At 65.2% G+C, this 19,886-nt stretch carries 19 protein-coding genes and 1 tRNA gene; 10 read left to right on the top strand and 10 right to left on the bottom strand.

The window, feature by feature from the left end:
• Window positions 1-120: 120 nt before the first annotated feature.
• The gene (locus HNP98_RS16245; protein ID WP_217425806.1) at window positions 121-378 is read right to left on the bottom strand and encodes a copper homeostasis protein CutC; all 258 of its coding nucleotides are present in this window, start codon (window positions 376-378) and stop codon (window positions 121-123) included.
• Window positions 375-1,400, bottom strand: a complete 1,026-nt coding sequence (locus HNP98_RS16240) for a N(4)-(beta-N-acetylglucosaminyl)-L-asparaginase (RefSeq protein WP_173811223.1) — start codon at window positions 1,398-1,400, stop codon at window positions 375-377. The genes HNP98_RS16245 and HNP98_RS16240 overlap by 4 nt, the downstream gene beginning before the upstream one ends.
• A gap of 222 nt (window positions 1,401-1,622) precedes the next feature.
• Between HNP98_RS16240 and HNP98_RS16235 the strand changes: the two genes are divergently transcribed.
• Together HNP98_RS16235 and HNP98_RS16230 are read left to right on the top strand one after the other, a co-directional pair.
• Window positions 1,623-2,813 (top strand): phosphoglycerate kinase, encoded by a 1,191-nt coding sequence (locus tag HNP98_RS16235; protein WP_173811222.1) that lies wholly within the window; start codon window positions 1,623-1,625, stop codon window positions 2,811-2,813.
• Window positions 2,814-2,906: 93 nt separating this feature from the next.
• Window positions 2,907-3,203: a rhodanese-like domain-containing protein gene (locus tag HNP98_RS16230; protein ID WP_173811221.1), complete on the top strand. Its 297-nt coding sequence runs from the start codon at window positions 2,907-2,909 to the stop codon at window positions 3,201-3,203.
• 201 nt (window positions 3,204-3,404) lie between these two features.
• Here the strand turns inward: HNP98_RS16230 and HNP98_RS16225 are convergent, their stop codons facing one another.
• The 3 genes from HNP98_RS16225 to HNP98_RS16215 all read right to left on the bottom strand — a co-directional run bounded on the left by HNP98_RS16225 (window position 3,405) and on the right by HNP98_RS16215 (window position 7,197).
• The gene (locus tag HNP98_RS16225) at window positions 3,405-5,348 is read right to left on the bottom strand and encodes a RecQ family ATP-dependent DNA helicase (RefSeq protein WP_173811220.1); all 1,944 of its coding nucleotides are present in this window, start codon (window positions 5,346-5,348) and stop codon (window positions 3,405-3,407) included.
• A 69-nt stretch (window positions 5,349-5,417) separates the two neighbouring features.
• Window positions 5,418-6,248 (bottom strand): hypothetical protein, encoded by an 831-nt coding sequence (locus HNP98_RS16220; protein WP_173811219.1) that lies wholly within the window; start codon window positions 6,246-6,248, stop codon window positions 5,418-5,420.
• 292 nt (window positions 6,249-6,540) lie between these two features.
• A complete protein-coding gene (locus HNP98_RS16215) occupies window positions 6,541-7,197 on the bottom strand; it encodes an ABC transporter ATP-binding protein (protein ID WP_173811218.1) in 657 nt (218 codons plus the stop codon).
• A gap of 204 nt (window positions 7,198-7,401) precedes the next feature.
• On the opposite strand from HNP98_RS16215, the gene sucC reads away from it, so the two are divergent.
• Both sucC and HNP98_RS16205 read left to right on the top strand, forming a co-directional pair.
• A complete protein-coding gene (gene sucC / locus HNP98_RS16210; RefSeq protein WP_173811217.1) occupies window positions 7,402-8,598 on the top strand; it encodes an ADP-forming succinate--CoA ligase subunit beta in 1,197 nt (398 codons plus the stop codon).
• 213 nt (window positions 8,599-8,811) lie between these two features.
• A complete protein-coding gene (locus HNP98_RS16205; protein ID WP_173811216.1) occupies window positions 8,812-9,792 on the top strand; it encodes an aldo/keto reductase in 981 nt (326 codons plus the stop codon).
• 185 nt (window positions 9,793-9,977) lie between these two features.
• Here HNP98_RS16205 and HNP98_RS16200 read toward each other — a convergent pair whose 3' ends face one another.
• Complete coding sequence (locus tag HNP98_RS16200) at window positions 9,978-10,469, bottom strand: Ohr family peroxiredoxin (protein WP_173811215.1); 492 nt, start codon at window positions 10,467-10,469, stop codon at window positions 9,978-9,980.
• A gap of 154 nt (window positions 10,470-10,623) precedes the next feature.
• On the opposite strand from HNP98_RS16200, the gene HNP98_RS16195 reads away from it, so the two are divergent.
• From HNP98_RS16195 to HNP98_RS22490, 3 genes are all read left to right on the top strand, one after another.
• Window positions 10,624-10,695 (top strand) — tRNA-Arg (locus HNP98_RS16195).
• A 329-nt stretch (window positions 10,696-11,024) separates the two neighbouring features.
• Entirely contained in the window at window positions 11,025-11,447 is a 423-nt protein-coding gene (locus tag HNP98_RS16190) for a DDE-type integrase/transposase/recombinase (RefSeq protein WP_173811214.1), read from the top strand.
• Entirely contained in the window at window positions 11,444-11,695 is a 252-nt protein-coding gene (locus HNP98_RS22490; protein ID WP_173811213.1) for an integrase core domain-containing protein, read from the top strand. The genes HNP98_RS16190 and HNP98_RS22490 overlap by 4 nt, the downstream gene beginning before the upstream one ends.
• Here the strand turns inward: HNP98_RS22490 and HNP98_RS16180 are convergent.
• The 3 genes from HNP98_RS16180 to HNP98_RS16170 form a co-directional block, all read right to left on the bottom strand.
• Window positions 11,689-12,168 (bottom strand): transposase, encoded by a 480-nt coding sequence (locus HNP98_RS16180; RefSeq protein ID WP_173811212.1) that lies wholly within the window; start codon window positions 12,166-12,168, stop codon window positions 11,689-11,691. The two genes, HNP98_RS22490 and HNP98_RS16180, sit on opposite strands and share 7 nt — an antisense overlap.
• Before the next feature lie 647 nt (window positions 12,169-12,815).
• Entirely contained in the window at window positions 12,816-13,874 is a 1,059-nt protein-coding gene (locus HNP98_RS16175) for a response regulator (RefSeq protein WP_173811211.1), read from the bottom strand.
• The gene (locus HNP98_RS16170) at window positions 13,852-15,465 is read right to left on the bottom strand and encodes a sensor histidine kinase (RefSeq protein WP_173811210.1); all 1,614 of its coding nucleotides are present in this window, start codon (window positions 15,463-15,465) and stop codon (window positions 13,852-13,854) included. The genes HNP98_RS16175 and HNP98_RS16170 overlap by 23 nt, the downstream gene beginning before the upstream one ends.
• A gap of 259 nt (window positions 15,466-15,724) precedes the next feature.
• Here HNP98_RS16170 and HNP98_RS16165 point away from each other — a divergent pair, with 259 nt between their 5' ends.
• The 3 genes from HNP98_RS16165 to ccoS all read left to right on the top strand — a co-directional run bounded on the left by HNP98_RS16165 (window position 15,725) and on the right by ccoS (window position 19,247).
• Window positions 15,725-16,033 carry a thioredoxin gene (locus tag HNP98_RS16165; protein WP_173811209.1) on the top strand — a complete coding sequence of 103 codons (309 nt, stop codon included), beginning with the start codon at window positions 15,725-15,727 and terminating at the stop codon, window positions 16,031-16,033.
• Between the two features lie 444 nt (window positions 16,034-16,477).
• Window positions 16,478-19,060 (top strand): heavy metal translocating P-type ATPase, encoded by a 2,583-nt coding sequence (locus HNP98_RS16160; RefSeq protein ID WP_173811208.1) that lies wholly within the window; start codon window positions 16,478-16,480, stop codon window positions 19,058-19,060.
• Between the two features lie 10 nt (window positions 19,061-19,070).
• Complete coding sequence (gene ccoS / locus HNP98_RS16155; protein ID WP_173811207.1) at window positions 19,071-19,247, top strand: cbb3-type cytochrome oxidase assembly protein CcoS; 177 nt, start codon at window positions 19,071-19,073, stop codon at window positions 19,245-19,247.
• A gap of 119 nt (window positions 19,248-19,366) precedes the next feature.
• On the opposite strand, the gene HNP98_RS16150 is transcribed toward ccoS, so the two are convergent.
• A complete protein-coding gene (locus HNP98_RS16150) occupies window positions 19,367-19,630 on the bottom strand; it encodes a hypothetical protein (RefSeq protein ID WP_173811206.1) in 264 nt (87 codons plus the stop codon).
• Window positions 19,631-19,886 lie beyond the last annotated feature (256 nt).

The following is a 19,886-nucleotide window of genomic DNA, read 5'->3' as shown; positions in this document are numbered from 1 at the left end:
TAGCGCGAACTTTGTCGTTCGCGCGGTTGCACGGTAATCGTTCGCGTCGCTGCCTATTTTGCCGCAACGAAGCGAGCGGCGCGCACGACAAAGTTCGCGCTACGACCGGGCAGCGGCAGCTTAACGTGCAGGCGTGCAGCGTCCGTGCTGCCGGTGGTTCAGCAGCGCCACCAGCTCGGCCACCAGGGCGGCGTCGGTTTCGAACTGCGGGGCGGCGAACAGGCCCGCGCCCGCCTCGGGCGGCCGCAGGCGCTTGGCGCTGGCGTGCAGCTCCCGGGCCCCGGTGCGGGCGGCCAGCGCCTGGATGTTGGCTGCCGTGATGCCCGCGCCCGGCCTCACGCAGATGCGCCCGGCGCAAATTTCCAATTGCTGGCTCACTTCAAGAAGTATTCGCTGCTGATGAGGCGCGGCGCGTCCGAGGTGCTCAGGGCATAGCTGAAGCCTTTTTGCAGGGCGTAGGCCCCCACCTGGCCCCGGCGGCTCACGGCAATGAACGCCACCTGGATGTCGCGGGCCTGGGGGCCCTTGATTTTGGCCACGCGCGCAACGGCCTCCTGGCAAGCGGCTTGCGGCGAGCGGCCCTGGCGCATCAGCTCCACCACGGTGTGCGCGCCGGCCATGCGAATCACGTCCTCGCCCTGACCGGTGGCGGCGGCGGCCCCCACTTCCGGGTCCACGAACAGCCCGGCCCCGATGATGGGCGAGTCGCCCACCCGGCCGCGCATCTTGAAGCCCATGCCGCTGGTGGTGCAGCTGCCGCTGAGGCGGCCCTGCGCATCGAGGGCCAGCATGGCAATGGTGTCGTGGTTGCTGGCCCCGCCGGCGGGGCCCGGGGGCCGCGCACCCGAGTTTTCTACGTTGATGACGGGGCGGTACTGGCTGGTTTTCAGCCATTCGCGGTAGGCTTTTTCGGCGTCGGGGCTCAGCTTTTGTTCCTCCAGCGAGAAGCCCTGGGCCACGGCAAACTGCTGGGCCCCGGGGCCCACCAGCAGCACGTGGGGGGTGCGCTCCATCACGCGGCGGGCCACGCTGATGGGGTGCTTGATGCGCTCCAGCGCGGCCACGCTGCCGCAGCCGTACTTGTCGTCCATGATGCAGGCGTCGAGCGTCACGATGCCGTCGCGGTCGGGGTTGGCGCCCAGGCCCACGCAGCAGCTTTGCTCGGCCTCGGTCACCATCACGCCGGCTTCCACGGCGTCGAGGGCGTAGCCGCCGGGGCCCAGGATTTTCCAGGCCCCGCGGTTGGCGTTCAGGCCCGCGTCCCAGGTGGAAATAACCAGGGGCCGGCCCGCCGCCGGGGGCCCCGGCCGGGCCCCGGCGGCCAGGGGGGCGAGCGGCGTCACGGCCAGCCCGGCCAGGCCGGCGGCGGAAGAGTGCAGGAACTTGCGGCGGGTCGGCACGGGGCGGCTTTGTAGGTGGTTGCTCGTTATCAGCTATTATTTTCAATCACAAACTATTAGCAACGGTAGGTTAAACCATAGAGCTGGCGAAAGTACGGCCGGCCGCCACGGCCCCAAGGCCGCCCACGCAACCGGCACGCCGCTTCCGCGGTAAGCACGTAAAGTATTGCGCCGGAGCCGCACCTTTGCGGCGCTTCGTTTTCCTAACCCCTCCCCCACTTCATGAACACCCTGGATAACACCAATTTCGCCGGCCGCCGCGCCGTGGTGCGCGTCGATTTCAACGTGCCCCTCGACGGCGACCTGCACATCACCGACGACACCCGCATCCGGGCGGCCACGCCCACCATCAAGAAAATCCTGGCCGACGGCGGCTCCGCGGTGCTGCTCTCGCACCTGGGCCGGCCCAAGAGTGGCTACGAAAAGAAGTTCTCGCTCGAAAGCCTCGTGCTGCGCCTCCAGCAGGAATACGGCCAGGAAGTGCTCTGGGGCGGCGACGTGCTCAGCCCCGAAGCCCTGGCCAAGGCCCAGGCGTTGCAGCCCGGCCAGGTGCTGCTGCTCGACAACCTGCGCTTTCACAAAGAAGAAGAAGCCGGCGACCCGGCGTTTGCCCAGTCCCTGGCCCAGCTGGGCGACGTGTACGTGAACGATGCCTTCGGCACGGCCCACCGGGCCCACGCCTCCACGACCGTGATGGCGCAGTACTTCGCGCCCGAGAACCGGGTGGGCGGCTACCTGCTGCAAGGCGAGGTGGACAACGCCCGCAAGGTGCTGGAGCACGCCGTTCGGCCCTTCACGGCCATCATGGGCGGGGCCAAAATCTCGGACAAGATTCTGCTCATCGACAAGTTGCTCGACAAGGTGGACAACCTGCTCATCGGCGGGGGCATGGCCTACACGTTTGCCGTGGCCATGGGCGGCCACGTGGGCGGCTCGCTGCTGGAAGCCGACAAAGTGGACCTGGCCCGCGACCTCATCGCCCGCGCCAAGGCCAAGGGCGTGAACCTGGTGCTGCCCGGCGACAGCCTCATCGCCAACCGCTTCGCCAACGACGCCGACGTGGACGTGGCCCCCAACGACAGCATCCCGGCTGGCTGGATGGGCCTCGACCTGGGCCCCGACGCCCGTGAAGACTTCGCCGACATCATCCGGGCCAGCAAAACCATCCTGTGGAACGGCCCGATGGGCGTGTTTGAAATGAGTAACTTCTCGCTCGGCACCGAGTACGTGGCCCGCGCCGTGGCCGAGGCCACCGAGGCCGGGGCCTACTCGCTCATCGGCGGGGGCGACTCGGCCGCCGCCGTGCAGCAAATGGGCTTCGCCGACCGGGTGAGCTACATCAGCACCGGCGGCGGGGCCCTGCTCGAATTCATGGAAGGCAAGGAATTGCCCGGCGTGGCGGCCCTGGGCTAAATGGAAGTTAAAAGTTGAGAGTTAAAAATTGTAATTCAGATTTTTAGCTCTCAGCTTTTTAACTTTTAACTCTTAATTTTTAACTTACTATTCATGGCCGACATCACTTCCGACGAGCTAAAGCAGCGCCAGCAAGCCGGCGAAACCCCCACCATCATCGACGTGCGCGAGCCCTGGGAATTCGAGGAAAGCCGCATCCCCGGGGCCCAGAACATTCCCCTCAACTCGCTGCCCACCAAGCTCGACGACCTGGAAGACCTCAAGGACCAGGAGGTCATCGTGCACTGCAAAAGCGGGGCCCGCTCGGCTTCGGCTTCGGCGTTTCTGAAGCAGCAGGGCTTCACCAACGTGCGCAACCTGCTGGGCGGCATCCAGGGCTACCAGGCGTAGGGGTTAGGCTGCCCGCTCAGCCCCAGCGGGGCGGCCCATCGGCAGCTAAACGTGCGCCAGGTATTTTTTTAAAGCCCCAGCGGGGCGACCCAACGGTTGGGTCGCCCCGCTGGGGCTTTCGTTTTTTTTCTTGCTAGAACTACCGATGGACCGCCCCGCTGGGGCTATATTTAACCGATTTACAAGCTTACCGTCAGCGCGTTACCGCGGCGGCCGCAGCTGCCCGTCGGCTTCGTAGCGCAGGGCCCCGGCGTCTACCAGCTCGCGCAGGGTGGCCTTCACTTCGTCGGCCTGGGCGGGGGCGAAAGTGGCCAGCACCTCGCGGGGCGTTTGGGCCTGCCGGGCCAGCTGCTGCACCAGCTGCTCGCGCAGGCCGGCAGTGGCCACGGGGCCCTGGGCGGCTTTTTTGGCGGCCAGGCACACGTCGCACACGCCACAGCGGGGCGGGTCGGCCTCGTCGAAATACGCCAGCAGCAGCTGCTGGCGGCAGCGCGTGCCGGCCAGGTAGTTGACGGTGGCGGCGGTTTTTTCCTGGGCCAGGGCCCGGCCGGCTTCGAGGCGCCGCTGGTCGAGGGGCAGCTTGGGGGCGTCGTGGCGCGGGGTGGTGAACATGGCCTGCGGCGCGTCGTGGCGGGGCTGGTAGTGCAGGATGCCGGCCCCGTGCAGGTAGCGCAGCTGCTGCTGCACCTCGGCCAGGCTGCGCCGCACCTGGTTGGCCACGCCCTGCTCCGACACGGTTTGGAAGCCCGCGAACAGCTCGCCGCCGTGCAGCCGCAGCAGCGCCTTGATGAGCATATCGTGCTCGGCGTTGGCCACCTGGAAGGCGTACAAGTCGTGGTTGTTCGTCACGATGTGCACCCGCGCCGGGTTATTCACCGCTTCGTTGAGCTGAATAAAGCCCTCGCGCTGCAAGATTTTCAGGGCGTTGTGCGCGTCTACGGCCCGGATGCGGTATGTTTCGGCGAACTGCCCCAGGTCGAAATCGAACGGGGCCAGCTCGCCGCCGCCCACCGCCGTGCGCGAGTAGTTGGCCAGGGCCTGGTACACGCGCCGCACCGTGTCGAGCGGCGGGAAGGCCAGCGCGGTGCGGCGCTGCATCTCCGGCCCGTCGTGGGGCCCCGCCAGCAGCACGGCGAAGGCGTAGAGGCCGTCGCGCCCGGCGCGGCCGGCCTCCTGGTAGTAGGCCTCCAGGGTGTCGGGCGCGTCGAGGTGGGCCACCACGCGCACGTCGGGCTTGTCGATGCCCATGCCGAAGGCGTTGGTGGCCACGATGATGCGCGTTTTGTCGGCCAGCCAGTCCTGCTGCACCTTGGTGCGGCGCTCGGGGGCCAGGCCGGCGTGGTAGGCGGCGGCGGGCAGCCGGTGCTGCTGCAAGTAGGCGGCCGTGTCCTCGGTCTGGCGGCGGGTGCGGGCGTACACGATGCCGGTTTTGCCGGGCCCCACGCCGCGCAGCACCTCCAGCAGCCGGCGCAGCTTGTCCTCCGTGGGCAGCACCGAGTACGAAAGCTTGGGCCGCAAAAAGCTCTGCTGAAATACGCCGTAACCGGGCCGGAACAGCAATTTTTCCACGATGTCGTCGCGCACCTGAAGGGTGGCCGTGGCCGTGAGGGCCACCACCGGCACGCCCGGGGCCAGCAGGCCCCGCAGCTCGGCAATGCGCAGGTAGGGCGGCCGGAAGTCGTAGCCCCACTGCGACACGCAGTGGGCCTCGTCCACGGCCAGCAAACTCACCGGCATTTTGGCCACCCGCACCCGGAAGATGTCGGTGAGCAGCCGCTCGGGGCTCACGTACAAGAACTTGACGTCGCGGCCGTACACGCAGTTGTCCAGCGTGTGGTCGATTTCCTGGGCGCTCATGCCCGCGTAGATGGCCTCCGCCTTCAGGCCCCGGCGGCGCAGGCCGTCCACCTGGTCCTTCATCAGGGCAATGAGCGGCGACACCACCAGGCACAGCCCCGGCCGGGCCAGCGCCGGCACCTGGAAGCACACGCTCTTGCCGCCGCCGGTGGGCAGCAGCGCCAGCGTGTCGTGCCCGTTCAGGATGGAATCGATGATTTCCGCCTGCCCCGGCCGGAACGCCGCGTGGCCCCAGTGCTGCCGCAGCAGGGCCAGGGGTTCGGCGGCGGGGGCAACGGGTTCGGGCATGGACGAAATTACCCACAAAAAAGCCCGGCACCTTGCGGCACCGGGCTTTTTGCTGTAGGCGGGCGGTAATTAAGCCGCGGCTTTGTGGCCGCCGTTCTCGCGCTCGTCGATGGCGTTGCCGAGCTTGGCAATGGCCTGGATGGCCCGCTCCTCGTCGAGGCGGTTGATGTTGAGCAGCATCTTGGTCTTTTCCTGGCGGGTGATGACCGGGTGGTTCAGCAGGCGGATAATCTCTTCCTTGTGCGCGGCGGTAGCGTACTGCACCGGGGCCGTGGGAGTGGCCTCCGCGGCTACGGCCGGGGAGGGCGCATCGGCCGGGGAGGGCGCATCGGCCGGCAGCACCTGCATGGCGGGCGCGGGGGCCGCTACCGGGGCCGGGGCGGCGGCAGCTTGGGCTTGTTGCGGCGCGTTGGTGTTGTAGTCCATCTCCTCGGCCGGGGTGGGCTCGTAGCCGGCAGCGCGGATAATCCAGGCCAGGCAGTTGCGGTACGCCTTGCCGATGGCGCGGGTCTGGGCCATGCTCATGATGGCAAACTCCTGGTAGAATTTCTTGCCGCTCTCCTTGTTCGAGCACACGGCGAAGCCCGCGCCCACCGTCGTGCCGTGGCGCAGGTCCCAGAGGGTCACCTTGGCCTGGTACTTCATTTCCTGGTCGTTGCTCACGTTGATGACGTGCTCGACGATGGGCACGATGCCCAGGCGCGAGCCGGCGTACTGCCAGCCCTCCACGTTCACAAACTCCTTGCCCTGCACGTTGGTGGTGAGCTTGTTCTCCTTGATGAACTTGGCCAGGTCCTTGGCCAGGTCCAGCGTCTCGTCGGAGCGGGCAATGTCAAAGCTTTCAGCCTTCACCTTCTTAAGGATGGGCTCTTTGGTGGTTTTGGTTGCTTCGGTGGTCATGGCAGTAGGGGTTATGGGTCTTAAGTCCATTTTGGATTCGGATGTATAACCGAGCCCTTGCCCAAATCGTGCCAAAAAAGCCAGAATTTTTAGTAAATTTTATCGCTGATTATCAGCAATTTGCGCAGGTATTTTAAATTATACCTTGGCAAAGCTGCGGCTAATGCGCTTGGCCAGCCCGCTTTTGCCGCCGCACCGGGCCTTTTCCCATCCGCAACCGGGCTAAAAAAAGGGCGATTTGCTAAACTGATTGTATCTGGCGGCTGGGTCGCCAACCGGGCCCCCGGGGCCCCTATTCCTCTACCACGAAGCCGTCGCGCATCACGATTTTGCGGTCGGCCATTTCGGCCAGCTGGTCGTTGTGCGTCACGATGACGAAGGTTTGATCCAGCTCGTTGCGCAGCTGGAAAAAAATCTGGTGCAGCTCCTGGGCATTCTTGGTGTCGAGGTTGCCGCTGGGCTCGTCGGCGAAGATGATTTCGGGCGAGTTGATGAGGGCGCGGGCCACCGACACGCGCTGCTGCTCGCCGCCGCTCATCTCGCTGGGCTTGTGCTCGGCGCGGTGCTCCAGGTTCATCATGCCCAGCAGCTCGCGGGCCCGCACGCGCACTTCCTTCTCGGAGCGGCCGGCCAGGTAGGCGGGCAGGCACACGTTTTCGAGGGCCGTGAACTCGGGCAGCAGGTTATGAAACTGGAAGATGAACCCGATGTGGCGGCTGCGAAACCGCGCCAGGTCGTTGCGCCCCAGGCTGCTCACCGACGCGCCGTCGAACAGCACCTCGCCCGAGTCGGGGTTGTCGAGCGTGCCCAGGATGTGCAGCAGCGTGCTCTTGCCGGCCCCCGACGAGCCCACGATGCTCACGATTTCCGACTTCTCAATCGTGAGGTTGATGCCCTTGAGCACTTCGAGCGACTGGTAGCTTTTGCGGACGTTGACGGCTTGGAGCAAGGCAGTGGGGCAAGGGCCTGGGAAGTAACAAAGGTAGCCGCCGGGTACGGATGGGCCCGCCGCCGGCCTACATACGCAGAAAAGCGGGGCCCCGGTGCGGCGCAGGGGCCCCGGGGCCACCGCCCCGGGGCCCGAAAAATTGCCCCCACCTTGCGGCCGCCCGCCGTACCTTCGCCGCACGTAAACCAACCCCTACCTCCCCGCATGAACATCCACGAGTATCAGGGCAAAGAAATTCTGAAGAAGTACGGCGTCCGCGTCCAGGAAGGCCTCACGGCCGACACGGCCGAAGAGGCCGTGGAAGCCGCCAAAAAGCTGACCGCCGACACCGGCACCAGCTGGTACGTCATCAAGGCGCAAATCCACGCCGGGGGCCGGGGCAAAGGGGGCGGCGTGAAGCTGGCCAAAAACCTCGACCAGGTGAAAGAAATTGCCGGCAACATCCTCGGCATGCAGCTCGTCACCAAGCAAACGGGCCCCGAAGGCCGCCTGGTGCACAAGGTGCTCGTGGCCCAGGACGTGTACTACCCCGGCGAAAGCCCCACCCAGGAGTTCTACATGAGCGTGGTGCTGGACCGCACCAGCGGCAAGAACGTCATCATCTACACCACCGAGGGCGGCGTGGACATCGAGGAGGTGGCCGAGTCGCACCCCGAGAAAATCCACAAGGAATTCATCGACCCCGCCGTGGGCCTGCAAGGCTTCCAGGCCCGCAAGATTGCCTTCGGCCTGGGCCTCTCCGGCGACGCGCACAAGGACATGGTGAAGTTCGTGACGGCCCTCTACAAGGCCTACGACGAAACCGACTCGGCCATGTTCGAGATTAACCCGGTGCTGAAAACGTCGGACAACAAAATCCTGGCCGTGGACGCCAAGGTGACCCTGGACGACAACGCCCTCTACCGCCACAAAGAGTTCGCCGCCCTGCGCGACCTCAACGAGGAAGACCCTTTGGAAGTGGAGGCTTCGGCCTCGAACCTGAACTACGTGAAGCTCGACGGCAACGTGGGCTGCATGGTGAACGGCGCGGGCCTGGCCATGGCCACGATGGACATCATCAAGCTGAGCGGCGGCGAGCCGGCCAACTTCCTCGACGTCGGGGGTGGAGCCAACGCCCAGACGGTGGAAGCCGGCTTCCGCATCATCCTGAAGGACCCGAACGTGAAGGCCATCCTGATCAACATCTTCGGCGGCATCGTGCGCTGCGACCGGGTGGCCAACGGCGTGGTGGAGGCCTACAAGAAAATCGGCGACATCCGCGTGCCCATCATCGTGCGCCTGCAAGGCACCAACGCCGAAGAAGGGGCCCGCATCATCGATGAAAGCGGCCTGCAAGTGCGGTCGGCCACGCTGCTGAAAGACGCCGCCGCCCGCGTAAAAGAAGTGCTGGCCGAAGCGTAATTTTTGCTGTTGTTCAAATTTAGAAAAGCCCGTCTGGTAACCCAGGCGGGCTTTTTAAGTAAGATGATTAGGACGTCATGCTGAACGCAGTGAAGCTCTCTACCGCGGCAGTAATCTAATCGATTGGGTTCACTGCCGCGGTAGAGATGCTTCACTGCGTTCAGCATGACGTTCTCCTGTTAGCTATAATTCATTCACCTCTCCCGTTTTACTATGGAATTCACCCGCTTGGGAAACACTGGCCTTCAAGTTTCCAAAATTTGCCTGGGCACCATGACCTACGGCACGCCCACCGAGCGCTGGCCCTGGGCCCTGGACGAAGCCGCCAGCCGCCCGTTCATTCAGAAAGCGCTGGAGCTGGGCATCAACTTCTTCGACACGGCCGACGTGTACAGCAACGGGGCCAGCGAAGAAGTGGTGGGCCGGGCCCTGCGCGACTTTGCTAAGCGCGACGAGGTGGTGCTGGCCACCAAAGTGTTCAACCCGATGGGCCCCGGGCCGAACGACAAGGGCCTCTCGCGCAAGCACATCATGCAGGCCATCGACGCCAGCTTGCAGCGCCTGGGCACCGACTATGTGGACCTGTACCAGATTCACCGCTGGGACTACCACACGCCCATCGAGGAAACCCTGGAGGCCCTGCACGACGTGGTGAAGGCCGGTAAAGCCCGCTACATCGGGGCCTCGTCGATGCACGCCTGGCAGTTTGCCCAGTCGCTGTACCTGGCCGATAAGCACAACTGGACGCGCTTCGTGAGCATGCAGCCGCACTACAACCTCGTATACCGCGAGGAGGAGCGCGAGATGCTGCCGCTGTGCCAGGACCAGAAAATCGCCGTCATCCCGTGGTCGCCGCTGGCGCGGGGGCTGCTCACGGGCGGCCGCGGCAAGGCCCGCAACGAAACCAAGCGGGCCGAAACCGACGCCTTCGGCAAAGGCCTTTACGGCCGCGACGATGACTTCGCGGTGGCCGACCGGGTGACGGAAGTTGCCGGGGCCCGCGGCCTGCCCAACGCCCAAATTGCCCTGGCCTGGGTGCTGGCCCAGCCCGGCATCACCGCGCCCATTGTGGGGGCCAGCAAGCCCGGCCACCTCGAAGACGCCGTGGCGTCTCTGGCAGTGAAGCTCAGCGCCGAGGAAATCAAGCGCCTGGAGGAGCCCTACCAGCCGCATCCGGTGCTGGGGTTTAGCTAAGGAGCTTCCTGTAGCTTGAACTGGTAGTCCGAGCGCGAGCGCAGCGAACATCTGGCGCGTGTAATCGTCCGGTCCCGCCTGCTCGCTACGCTCGCGCTCGGACTACCAGTCCAAGCTACAGGCCGTACAGACGCAAAAAGGCCCGCTTGAACGTTCAGGCGGGCCTTTTCTATGCTTAAAAGGCTTTACGCGGCCACGGCGCTTTTTTCGGCCACGCCGGCGTTTTCCTCCGGGGCCACGGGAATGGCTTCGCCCTGCACTTTCAGCTCCACTTCCATGTTGCCGCGGGTGCCCACCGAATACGGGCAAATTTTGTGGGCCTGGCGCACCATTTCCACTGTTTTATCGTGGTCGAACGACTTCAGGTCGATGTCGAGCACCGCCGACAGGCCGTAGGCCTCGCCGTCCTGGAACAGGGTCACGCCGCACTTCACTTCGGTGGCGGGGTCGAGCTTGTCGCCGGCGCGCTGGGCGATGACGAGCAGCGCCTGCTGGAAGCACGACGCGTAGCCGGCGGCAAACAGCTCTTCGGGGTTGGTGGCACCCTTCTTGCCGCCCAGCCCTTCGGGGACGCTCATGTCGAGGTCCACGGTGCCGGTGGCGGAACGGACGTGGCCGCTGCGGCCGCCCACGGCCGTAGCGTCGGCCGTGTAAAGATTCTTCTTGGTGGATTCCATGGGATGGGATAAGTATTGGGGCAGTTTAACGGGTAGCTAACTGCCTTTTGCCTCCCAAGGTTGTGGCGAATTGGCGGAGGCCCGGCCGGCAATTTGCCCGGGCGGTTTGGCTGTCGGGGGTTTTGCGGCTACTTTTGCAGTCCTATCCCGACCCGGTCGCGTCGTACAACGGATAGTATGAGAGTTTCCGAAGCTCTTGATCTAGGTTCGATTCCTAGCGCGACCACTAAAAAAAGCCGCCCCCCATAAGTTAAGGGGGCGGCTTTTTTTATACTTGGGGTACAGCGTAGGGTACAGGTGGTCATTTTACGGCCGTTCTTTCCCGCACTGGTCGCCTCGGGCGAGCGAACCCGTGGTTTCAAGATCAATCCACGAAACGGGACTTTGAGGTGGCCTAGACTAAGCGCACAGAGGCAGGACGTATATTTCCTGAGTCATGGGCGCAGAAAAGGGCAGAAAGACGCCTGATAAGCGGCGCAAATACGGCGACGCCTTTAAGGCGGAAGCGCTACACTAGCCTCCGAGGGCCGCAGCACGCAAGCGGCGGCCCAGCAGTTGGGCATCAGCCCCAAGCTGCTCTACCGGCGGCAACAAGCGCGACTCGTGGCCGAAGTGGGCAGCGTGGAAGTGGCTCGCGACCCCGAAGTCCGCCAACTGCGGGCCCAGCTCAAGCGGGCCGAGCAGGACGCCCCCACGGCCCCGAACCAAGTCTGGGTCGGCGACATCACCTGCCGGCCCAGGCAAGGCGGCGGCTGGCGCTACCTAGCCACCTGGCTCGACCGCTACTCCCGCAAGGTGGTGGGCTGGGACGTGCGCGGGTCCGTGCCCGAAGACCTGGTCAGCGGGGCCTTGTGCGCCGCGCCCTGGCCGTACGCCAGCCAACAGGTGGGCCAGTGGTCCATTCCGACCAAGGCAGCCAGGACTCGGCTACCAACTTCAAGAGCTTACCTGCCCGCCACGAGGCCGTACAAAGCATGAGCCGGCGCGGCAACGGCTACGACAACGCCCCCGCCGAATCGTTTTGGAGTCGGCTCAAAACCGAACTGCTCGACGGCAGCAGCTTCCGTGACCTTCCCGAAGCGCGCCTGGAAACCAGGCACTACCCAGCCTATTGCAATGCCGAACGGCGGCATTCCGCCCTCGGCTATCAATCTTCCAAATCTCTCCAAAACCCATTTTCAAACCACGTCCCTACTTTGTGCGGCTTAACTAGACCACCTCAATAGCGGCGGGCGTGGCGGGTAAAAGCGGCTTGTGCGGCGGCTTGCCATGCCGCGGCCGGCCGGTTCGGGCGCTGGCGCCATTGGTAGTAACCGGCCGCCCTCACGTCCAGCAGGCGGCAGAGCAGCCGCACGGGCCACGGCTCGGTGCAGGCGCGGATGGAGGCGTAGCGGCTCACGACTGAGGCGGTTGCGCAAAGATGGTCACGACTTTTTTTTAAAATATCGCGCTCCGTTTCCACGCGCCTAAGCTCCGCCCGTAGCCGCTTGACTTCCCCCCGCTCGTCGCTGCTGGGCATGGCCCGTTCCAGCGCCTGGCGCTGCCATCGGCCCAGCAAGGCCGGCGAAACGCCTTGGGCGCGGGCCACATCGGTTTGGCGGGCACCGGCGGCCACTTGGCGCACGCATTCCGCTTTGAAGGCCGGCGTGTATTTCTTGCGAGTGGTGGGCAACCCACCAGGATTCGGTTTTTCGTTCATGGGCAGCGGAAGTCAAGACTTCTCGCTAGCCGTTTCAGCTAGACCACCCCAGTGTGGTGGGCCTGCTGGTTGCTTTATTGAGCGACTGGCTTGGACGGCGCGTAGGCGCCCACGGCCAACAGCGCGGCTAGCGCCGCCCCCTTTACTTGAAGTCATCCAGCCGCCCCTCCGCTTGCCAGTGAATCCTCGGAACGCCGTTTTCCCAAGTGATGAGCAGCTAGGCGGCGCGGGCGGCGCGGGCGATGCCCTGGTCGCTGCGTTTGCTGTTTCGGGCAGCCTGCCCGCGTTGCTACTTCGCCGAAGTTGCGTTCCTGCGGCTTGCGGGTTTTGAACATCTTGCGCACGGCGGCGGCCATCCGTTGGGCGCTGTGCCGCAGGTTTGGGGTACCCAGCGGCCGGCCAGGGCAATGCAAAGGGCTTTTTTGCCAGGAATTATAAGCACGCCCGTAATCTGGGAGCGGTAGAAGGCACCCGTGGTATCGGCGGGGTATGGGTTGAGGTTACCCAAGTCGTGGTGGCTGCTCTTGGCAAGAATTAGGGTTTTGGGCACGATGCTGCGGCCCGGAAACAGCTCCGTAAAAAGGCGGACTTTCCACTCGGCCAACACCGTCCGAGTCTGGTCAGGGGCCGCCAGCGCAAGCGGCCGCTCACCAGTTGCTGTGGCGCAGCTTATCGGGCTGTAGCACCTTGATAAACTTAGGCGTCAGCTCGATGCTCTCATCCTGACGGAATTCACTCAGGACGCGGCTCAACGACTCGGGCGTGGTGCCGATGAGGGCGGCCATGTCCTCGCGGGCCAGCTGGATGAGCGGGTCGGCGGGGGAAAGGATGAGCTGCTGCGCGTGCAGGTGCAAGAGACTGTCGGCCACGCGCTTGCGTAGCGAGCCGTAGGCCAGGTCCAGCAGCTGCGCATCCTGCTGGTCGAGGCGGCCGGCGAGCATCCGCACGAACTGCTGGCTCACCTCGGGGTTGCGCAGCAGCAATTGAGCAAAATCATCGGCTGGAATGTAGCGCAGCGTGGCGTCGTCGAGGGCCACGGCCGCGTCGTGATGGGGCGAGCCGGCCAGCAGGGCCCGGTAGCCAAAAAACTCGCCGGCGGCGCAAATGCCCGTTATCAGCTCCTTGCCGGCGGCGGTGGCTTTGCTGATTTTGACCCGGCCGGCCTGCACGAAGTAGAGCCGGGTGGCCTCGTCGCCTTCGGCGTAAATAATCTGCTTGCGGGGCACGGCGTGGGGCCGGCGGTCGGCCGAGAGGCCGGCCAGGCTACCTGCTTGCCGGGCATCGGCCAGGAACTCGGGCAGGCCGTTGGCGCGCAGGTCGTAGGCGGGCTGCAGGTGCTGGAAGCGGCTGAGGCGGCCGCTCACTGCGCTCAGCAAGTCGCTCTTTTCGAAGGGCTTGGTGAGGTAGTCGTCGGCGCCCAGGGCCATGCCGCGGCGCAGGTCGGCGCGCTCGGTGCGGGCGGTGAGGAAGATGAAGGGCACGCCCGCCAGGCGCGGGTTCTGGTTGAAGATGTGCAGCACGCCGTAGCCGTCGAGCACGGGCATCATGATGTCGCACAGCACGAGGTCGGGGCGCTCGGCCAGGGCCTGGGTCACGCCGGCCTGGCCGTCGGCGGCGGTGCGCACGGTGTAGCCGGTGAGCTCCAGAATCTCGGCGGTGTTTTCGCGGATGAAATCGTTGTCCTCAATCAGCAGGATGGTTTTCATACGGAACGGTAATAGTGACGATAGTGCCCTGGTCCAGTGCGCTTTGCAGAGCAATGTGGCCGTGCAGCAGCTCCAGGTAGCGGGCAATGATGTAGAGGCCCAGGCCGGTGCCGGGCACGTTGGTGACGTTGCGGGCCCGGAAAAACCGCTCGAACAGGTGCGCCTGGTCTTCTTCCGAAATCCCGACCCCCTGGTCGGCCACGGTGAGCGTGAGCGCGCCCGCCTGGCAGGCGGCTTGCACCGCCACCACCGAGTTTTCGCCCGAGTACTTGAGGGCGTTGGAGAGCAGGTTGACCAGGATTTTGCGCAGCAGCGAGGGGTCAAGCCACAGGGGCTCCGGGCAGTCGGTGGTTTGCTCGATGCGCTGGCCGGGCTTGCGTAAGATTTGCACGTCGGCCACCACGTCGCGTAGCAGCGCGGGCAGGTCGAGGCGGGCCGGGTGGGCCTCAATTTTGCCCTCCTCAATGCGCCCTACCGACAGAAATTCCTCCAGGATATCGTTCAAATGCGTCACCGACGTGCGGATGCGCTCGATGTGGCGCAGGCGCTTGTCCTGCTGCTCGGTGGCCGGGTATTCGGCAATGAGCGCGGCTGAGGTGAGCACGGCCGTGAGCGGCGTGCGAAACTCGTGCGAGGCCATGCTCACGAAGCGCGATTTGAGCTCGCCTAGCTCGCGCTCGGCGTCCAGGGCCTTGGCCAGCTCGTTTTTGCGCAGCTGGAGTTGCTCCAGGGTGTTCATCAGCGCGTGGGTGCGCTCGGTCACGCGCTGCTCCAGGTCGGCGTTGAGGGCGGCCACGCGCTGGCTACCGGCAATAAGCTGCTGCTCAAATTCTTTTTTGTAAGTAATGTCGAGGATATACGACACGACGTACAGCTCCTCATCGAGGTGAAAATAGCTCAGGCTGATTTCGACCGGGAACGCCGAGCCATCCCGGCGCAGGCCCTGGAGCTCGCCGCGGTGGGCCCCCATGGTGCGCACCTCCGGGCGGGCCGCGAACGACCGGCGCAGGTTTTCGTGGTGGCGGCCAGCCGCCTGGGGCACCAGCAGCTCGATGAGCTGGCCTTCGAGCGCGCCGGCCGCGTAGCCAAAAAGCTGGTGGGCCAGCTGGTTGGCCGACACGATGCGGCCCCGCTCGTCGCACACCACGATGCCGATGGTGGCGTGCGTGAACACGGCCTCGAAGCGCCGCACGCTTTGGGCCAGCTCGCGCTCGGCCTGCTGCAAGCGCCCCTGCTCGCTGAGGCGAACCAACAGGTAGTCAGCGCCTTTCACTTGAAAAGCCGTGAGCTCGACGCGCCCCCAGAACGACGGGCCCTGGCGCCGGCCCACCTCGGCCTCCAGGGCCTGGGGCCCCGTGCGCCGGGCCAGCTCGCGCAGGTGCGCCCAGCGGGCGGGCGGCACGGCGGGGGTAGGCAGCACCCGCGCCGGGTCGCTCAAAAAAGCTTCCTCCGAAGGGTAGCCCAGCAGCCGCACCCCCGCCGGATTGACCCGAATAAACCAGCCCTGGGCCACGTCGTAGATGCCGACAAAATCGGGGGCCTGGGTGATGAGCACGTCGGCGGCGGCGCTGCTAAAAGGGTCGCTGAGCATAGAAAAAAAACGTGGTTAAGCAAATCGGCCGCCCCGGTCCGCCGGCTTTTTCAGCCGGCCGACCGGTTGTCATTGAATAAAGTCGCTGAATAAACCAACATCAGCAACGACAACCGGTCGGCCGGCTGGCGCCGGCGGACCGGCGCAGCTGGCGTGGGGCGTGCGAGTTGATGACTATCAAGCGGCGGTCTATCAGGCATCATGGCCGGGCGGGGCGGGCCGAAATACTTTTGCTACCCAGTCCGACTTTCCGCCGCCCATGTCCTTTGCCCTACCCCCGCCCGACCTGCTGGCGCCCGCCGTGCTGCTGGTGCTGGTGCCGGCCGGCCGGGCCGGCCAGCTACCCACCCCTGCCCAGCTCGACGACCTCCAGCGCCGGCTGGGCCCCGCCGTGCGGGTGCTGCGCCTCGACGAGGCTACGCACGCGGCCGTGGTGCGCAGCTTTGCCGTGGCGCAGCTGCCCGCCTGCGTGCTGGTGCGCGAGGGCATCGAGCTGTGGAGGCAACCCGGCTGGCCTGAGAGCGACGCGCTCGTGACCAGCCTGTTGGCGGCGGCTGGTGCAGAGTAAGTTATTGACAATGTATAACTTGAATTTGAAAAGATACGCTCGCTCCGGTCCGCCGGCGCAAGCCGGCCGACCGGTTGTCGTTGCTTATATCGGTTGTCGTTGCTTTAGATTGCTTAAATAATAAATACTTGATTAAACGATAGTTATGTCATAAGCAATTGATTTCAACGCCAGCCGAACGCCAGCAACGACAACCGGTCGGCCGGCTTGCGCCGGCGGACCGGACCAGGCGCACACCTGCGGGTGCAAAGGACAAAATTCGGCTTTCCCCCCGCGTGCAGCCTTGACAAAAAGCAAGCGTTTACCTGATTTTAATCAGGTAAATGCTACTCTGGGCGCTCGGCGGCCACGCGCCAACCACAATCAAGCGCGGGCCTGACGCGCATCATGGCTCCCGCGCAGCGGCGGCCGGAGCTTTGCGGCCCTACCCCCCTGTGTCCGCCCGTGCCCGTCCTCCTCGAATCACCCGCCACTGACCTGGCCTGCGCCCACTGCGGCGATGCCTGCCCAGCCGAGCCGCTGCGGCTGGCCGAGCTGCCGTTTTGCTGCGCCGGCTGCCGCACCGTGTATGAGCTGCTCAGTGCCAGCCAGCTCTGTACCTACTACGCGCTGGGCGAGCAGCCGGGCCTGAAAATAAAGGCAGTAGAGCTACCCGGCCGCTTTGACTACCTGGCTTCGGAGGCCGTGCAGGCGCAGCTGCTCTCGTTCCGCTCGGCCGAGCGGGGCCGCCTCACGCTGCATGTACCCCAGATGCACTGCACCTCCTGCATCTGGCTGCTCGAGCACCTGCCCCGGCTGCACGCCGGCGTGGTGGAGGCGCGGGTGCAGTTTTTGCGTAAGGAAATCACCATCACCTACTTACTGGCCGACATCAGCCTGCCCGAGGTGGTGCAGCTGCTGGCCTCGGTGGGCTACGAGCCGCAGATTACGTTGGCCGAGCTGGGCGCGCAGCCGCACCGCGCCAGCCATACCTTGTACTACCAGCTGGGGCTGGCGGCCTTCGCCTTCGGCAACGTGATGCTGCTGGCCCTGCCCGAGTACTTCTCGTTCGTGGAGGAATTGCAGGCCGGGTTCGGGCGGTTTTTTGGGTACCTGAGTTTGGCGCTGGCGCTGCCGGTGCTGCTGTACAGCGCCCGCGGGTTTTTCCGTTCGGCCGGGCAGGGGCTGCGGCAGCGCCACATCAACCTCGATTTCCCCATCAGCCTGGGGTTGGCTTCGCTGTTCAGCGTCAGCACGTTTGAGGTGCTGACGGGGCGCGGGCCGGGCTACTTCGACTCGTTTACGGGGCTGGTGTTTTTCATGCTGATTGGCAAGTGGGTGCAGCAGCGCACCTACGACGCGCTGCGCTTCGACCGCGACTACACGGCCTACTTTCCGGTGGCCGTGACGCGCCTCACGCCGGCCGGCGAGCAGTCCATTTCGGTGCAGGAGCTGGCGGTGGGTCACCGCATCCGGGTGCGGCACCAGGAGGTGATTCCGGCCGATGCCGTGCTGCTGCGCGGCGCGGGCCAAATCGACTACTCCTTCGTGTCGGGCGAAAGCACCCCGGTAGCCCGCGCCGCCGGCGACCTGGTGTACGCTGGCGGCCGGCAGCTGGGCGGGGCCCTGGAGTTGGAAGTGGTGCGCGGCGTGTCGCAGGGCTACCTCACCCAGCTCTGGAACAATCCTGCCTTCACCAAAGACGCCGCCGGCCCCACCCTCGAAACCTATGCCAACCACGCCGGCCGCTACTTCGTGGCTCTCACGCTACTGCTGGCCGCCGGCACGCTGGCCTACTGGGGCCCCCGCGACCAGGCCACCATGTGGCGGGCCTTCACGTCGGTGCTGGTTATTGCCTGCCCGTGCGCGCTGTCGCTGGCCACGCCCTTCGCCCTGGGGGCAGCGCTGCGGGTGCTGGGCCGCCACAAGCTCTACCTCAAAAACGCCGCCGTCGTCGAAACTCTGGCCCGGACCGACACGCTGGTATTCGACAAAACCGGCACCCTCACCGACCCTACGCAGTCGGCCGTGCAGTACCACGGCCGGCCGTTGTTATTAGTTGAAAAACAGCTTATTGCCACCGCGGCGGCGCAGTCCACGCACCCCCTCAGCCAGCGCCTGGCCCGCGAGCTGGCCACCGAAGCCCTGCCCCTGGCTACTTGTCAGGAATACCCCGGCCGGGGCTTGCACGCCACGGCCGCCAGTGGGCAAGCGCTGCGGCTAGGGTCGGCCGTATTTGTGGGGACGCCCGCCGGTCCGCCGGCGCAGCCGGCCGACCGGTTGTCGTTGCGGGCATCAGAACGATTGCCGTTGTTGTCGGCAAGGGTACCTGTTCCCGGGAATTTGCTTCTGCTTTCAGCCCAAACAGCTACATCGCCGGCCCTGCAGTCAGCAACGACAACCGGTCGGCCGGCTAGCGCCGGCGGACCGGTGCTAGCCCCCGAAACCAGCGTTTACGTGGCGTTGGATGGGGAGCCGGCCGGCCACTTCACCTTTTGCAATGTGTACCGCCCGGCCCTGCCGGCCGTGCTGGCAGCCTTGGGCAAGCGCTACCGCTTGGCCGTACTCTCGGGCGATACCGACGCCGAGCGACTCCGGCTGCGCGCCCTACTCGGCCCAGCGGCGGAGCTGCGCTTCGGCCAGTCGCCCGCCGATAAGCTCGCCTACGTCGCCGCCGAGCGCGCCCTGGGCCACACCGTGGTCATGGTGGGCGACGGCCTGAACGACGCCGGGGCCCTGCGCGCCGCCGACGCGGGCATCGCCCTCACTGACACGCTCACCAACTTCTCGCCCGCCTGCGACGCCATTCTGGAGGCTGGCGAGCTAGGGAGACTGGCCACGTTTCTGGGCTTCTCGCGGGCCTGCCTGCGGGCGGTGCTGGCCACGTTTGCACTTTCGCTATGCTACAACGCCGTAGGGCTAACGCTGGCCGTGCAGGGGCATTTTACGCCCATCGCGTCGGCTATTCTCATGCCCCTCAGCTCGCTCAGCGTGATGGTGATGGCTACTTTGCTGGTGCGCTGGGCGGCCCGACACTACCACTTATAATGTTGATTTTATGACTATTATCTTTCTGCTGATTGGCCTCAGTTTACTAGTGGCCCTCACGTTTCTGGCGGCCTTTCTGTGGGCGGTGCGCAGCGGGCAGTACGACGACGCCTACACTCCCTCGGTGCGGATGTTGTTTGACGATGAAGCGCCGACCGCGCCAGCCGCTCCGGTCCGCCGGCGCTAGCCGGCCGACCGGCTGTCATTGCTGACTTTGTTAAGCCTGCATTTTTGGCTGTCATCTGCGACGACCACTTCACGAATGCAACGACAACCGGTCGGCCGGCTCACGCCGGCGGACCGGGGCTAGTGCCAGCCTTTTACATTATCGGGGTCGATGGCGCGGGCTGATTCGGTTTCAAAGGCGGCGTAGTCGAGTGGCAAGTCAAGTAGCTCGCGGGCCAGGTCTTGGTTACAAAGTGTGCCGGCGCGCTGGCCGGCGTAGTCGCGGTAAGAGGAGTAGGGCCACGCGGCTAGCTGGGTGACCAGACCGGCGCGCAGAGGGTTTTGGTGTAGGTAGTGCAGGCAGGTGCGCGGATAATTCTCTTCTAGGCCGGTCACTAGGCGCATCTTGGTTTTGGGAGCAAAAAACGCTCCCGAGGTGCCTAGCTGCTTGTTTAGTCCTTGGGAGTATGAGCTGAGCGCCGTCGAAATGCCCCTGGTGAGCGGCTGCTTGGCGCTACTAGGTGTGTCGCTTTGCTGGGTACCGCCCTGCGTGGCGTATAGCAGGATGAGGTGGTCTAGCTAAGCCGCACAGAGTTGGGACGTAGTTTGAAAATGGGTTTCGAAGTGGTTGGGGGCGAGATAACCGAGGGCCGAATGCCGC

This window comes from Hymenobacter caeli, assembly GCF_013294115.1.
GTDB lineage: Bacteria > Bacteroidota > Bacteroidia > Cytophagales > Hymenobacteraceae > Hymenobacter > Hymenobacter caeli.
Note: the sequence above shows the minus strand (reverse complement) of the source record. Positions and strands in the feature narration are given on the sequence as shown.

Excerpts from the sequence above, each read along its gene's own strand:
- HNP98_RS16235 (WP_173811222.1), top strand. The coding sequence starts at position 1,623 with ATGAACACCCTGGATAACACCAATTTCGCCGGCCGCCGCGCCGTGGTG.
- HNP98_RS16230 (WP_173811221.1), top strand. The coding sequence starts at position 2,907 with ATGGCCGACATCACTTCCGACGAGCTAAAGCAGCGCCAGCAAGCCGGC.
- HNP98_RS16225 (WP_173811220.1), bottom strand. The coding sequence starts at position 5,348 with ATGCCCGAACCCGTTGCCCCCGCCGCCGAACCCCTGGCCCTGCTGCGG.
- HNP98_RS16220 (WP_173811219.1), bottom strand. The coding sequence starts at position 6,248 with ATGACCACCGAAGCAACCAAAACCACCAAAGAGCCCATCCTTAAGAAG.
- sucC (WP_173811217.1), top strand. The coding sequence starts at position 7,402 with ATGAACATCCACGAGTATCAGGGCAAAGAAATTCTGAAGAAGTACGGC.
- HNP98_RS16205 (WP_173811216.1), top strand. The coding sequence starts at position 8,812 with ATGGAATTCACCCGCTTGGGAAACACTGGCCTTCAAGTTTCCAAAATT.
- HNP98_RS16200 (WP_173811215.1), bottom strand. The coding sequence starts at position 10,469 with ATGGAATCCACCAAGAAGAATCTTTACACGGCCGACGCTACGGCCGTG.
- HNP98_RS22490 (WP_173811213.1), top strand. The coding sequence starts at position 11,444 with ATGAGCCGGCGCGGCAACGGCTACGACAACGCCCCCGCCGAATCGTTT.
- HNP98_RS16180 (WP_173811212.1), bottom strand. The coding sequence starts at position 12,168 with ATGAACGAAAAACCGAATCCTGGTGGGTTGCCCACCACTCGCAAGAAA.
- HNP98_RS16175 (WP_173811211.1), bottom strand. The coding sequence starts at position 13,874 with ATGAAAACCATCCTGCTGATTGAGGACAACGATTTCATCCGCGAAAAC.
- HNP98_RS16170 (WP_173811210.1), bottom strand. The coding sequence starts at position 15,465 with ATGCTCAGCGACCCTTTTAGCAGCGCCGCCGCCGACGTGCTCATCACC.
- HNP98_RS16165 (WP_173811209.1), top strand. The coding sequence starts at position 15,725 with ATGTCCTTTGCCCTACCCCCGCCCGACCTGCTGGCGCCCGCCGTGCTG.
- ccoS (WP_173811207.1), top strand. The coding sequence starts at position 19,071 with ATGACTATTATCTTTCTGCTGATTGGCCTCAGTTTACTAGTGGCCCTC.
- HNP98_RS16150 (WP_173811206.1), bottom strand. The coding sequence starts at position 19,630 with ATGCGCCTAGTGACCGGCCTAGAAGAGAATTATCCGCGCACCTGCCTG.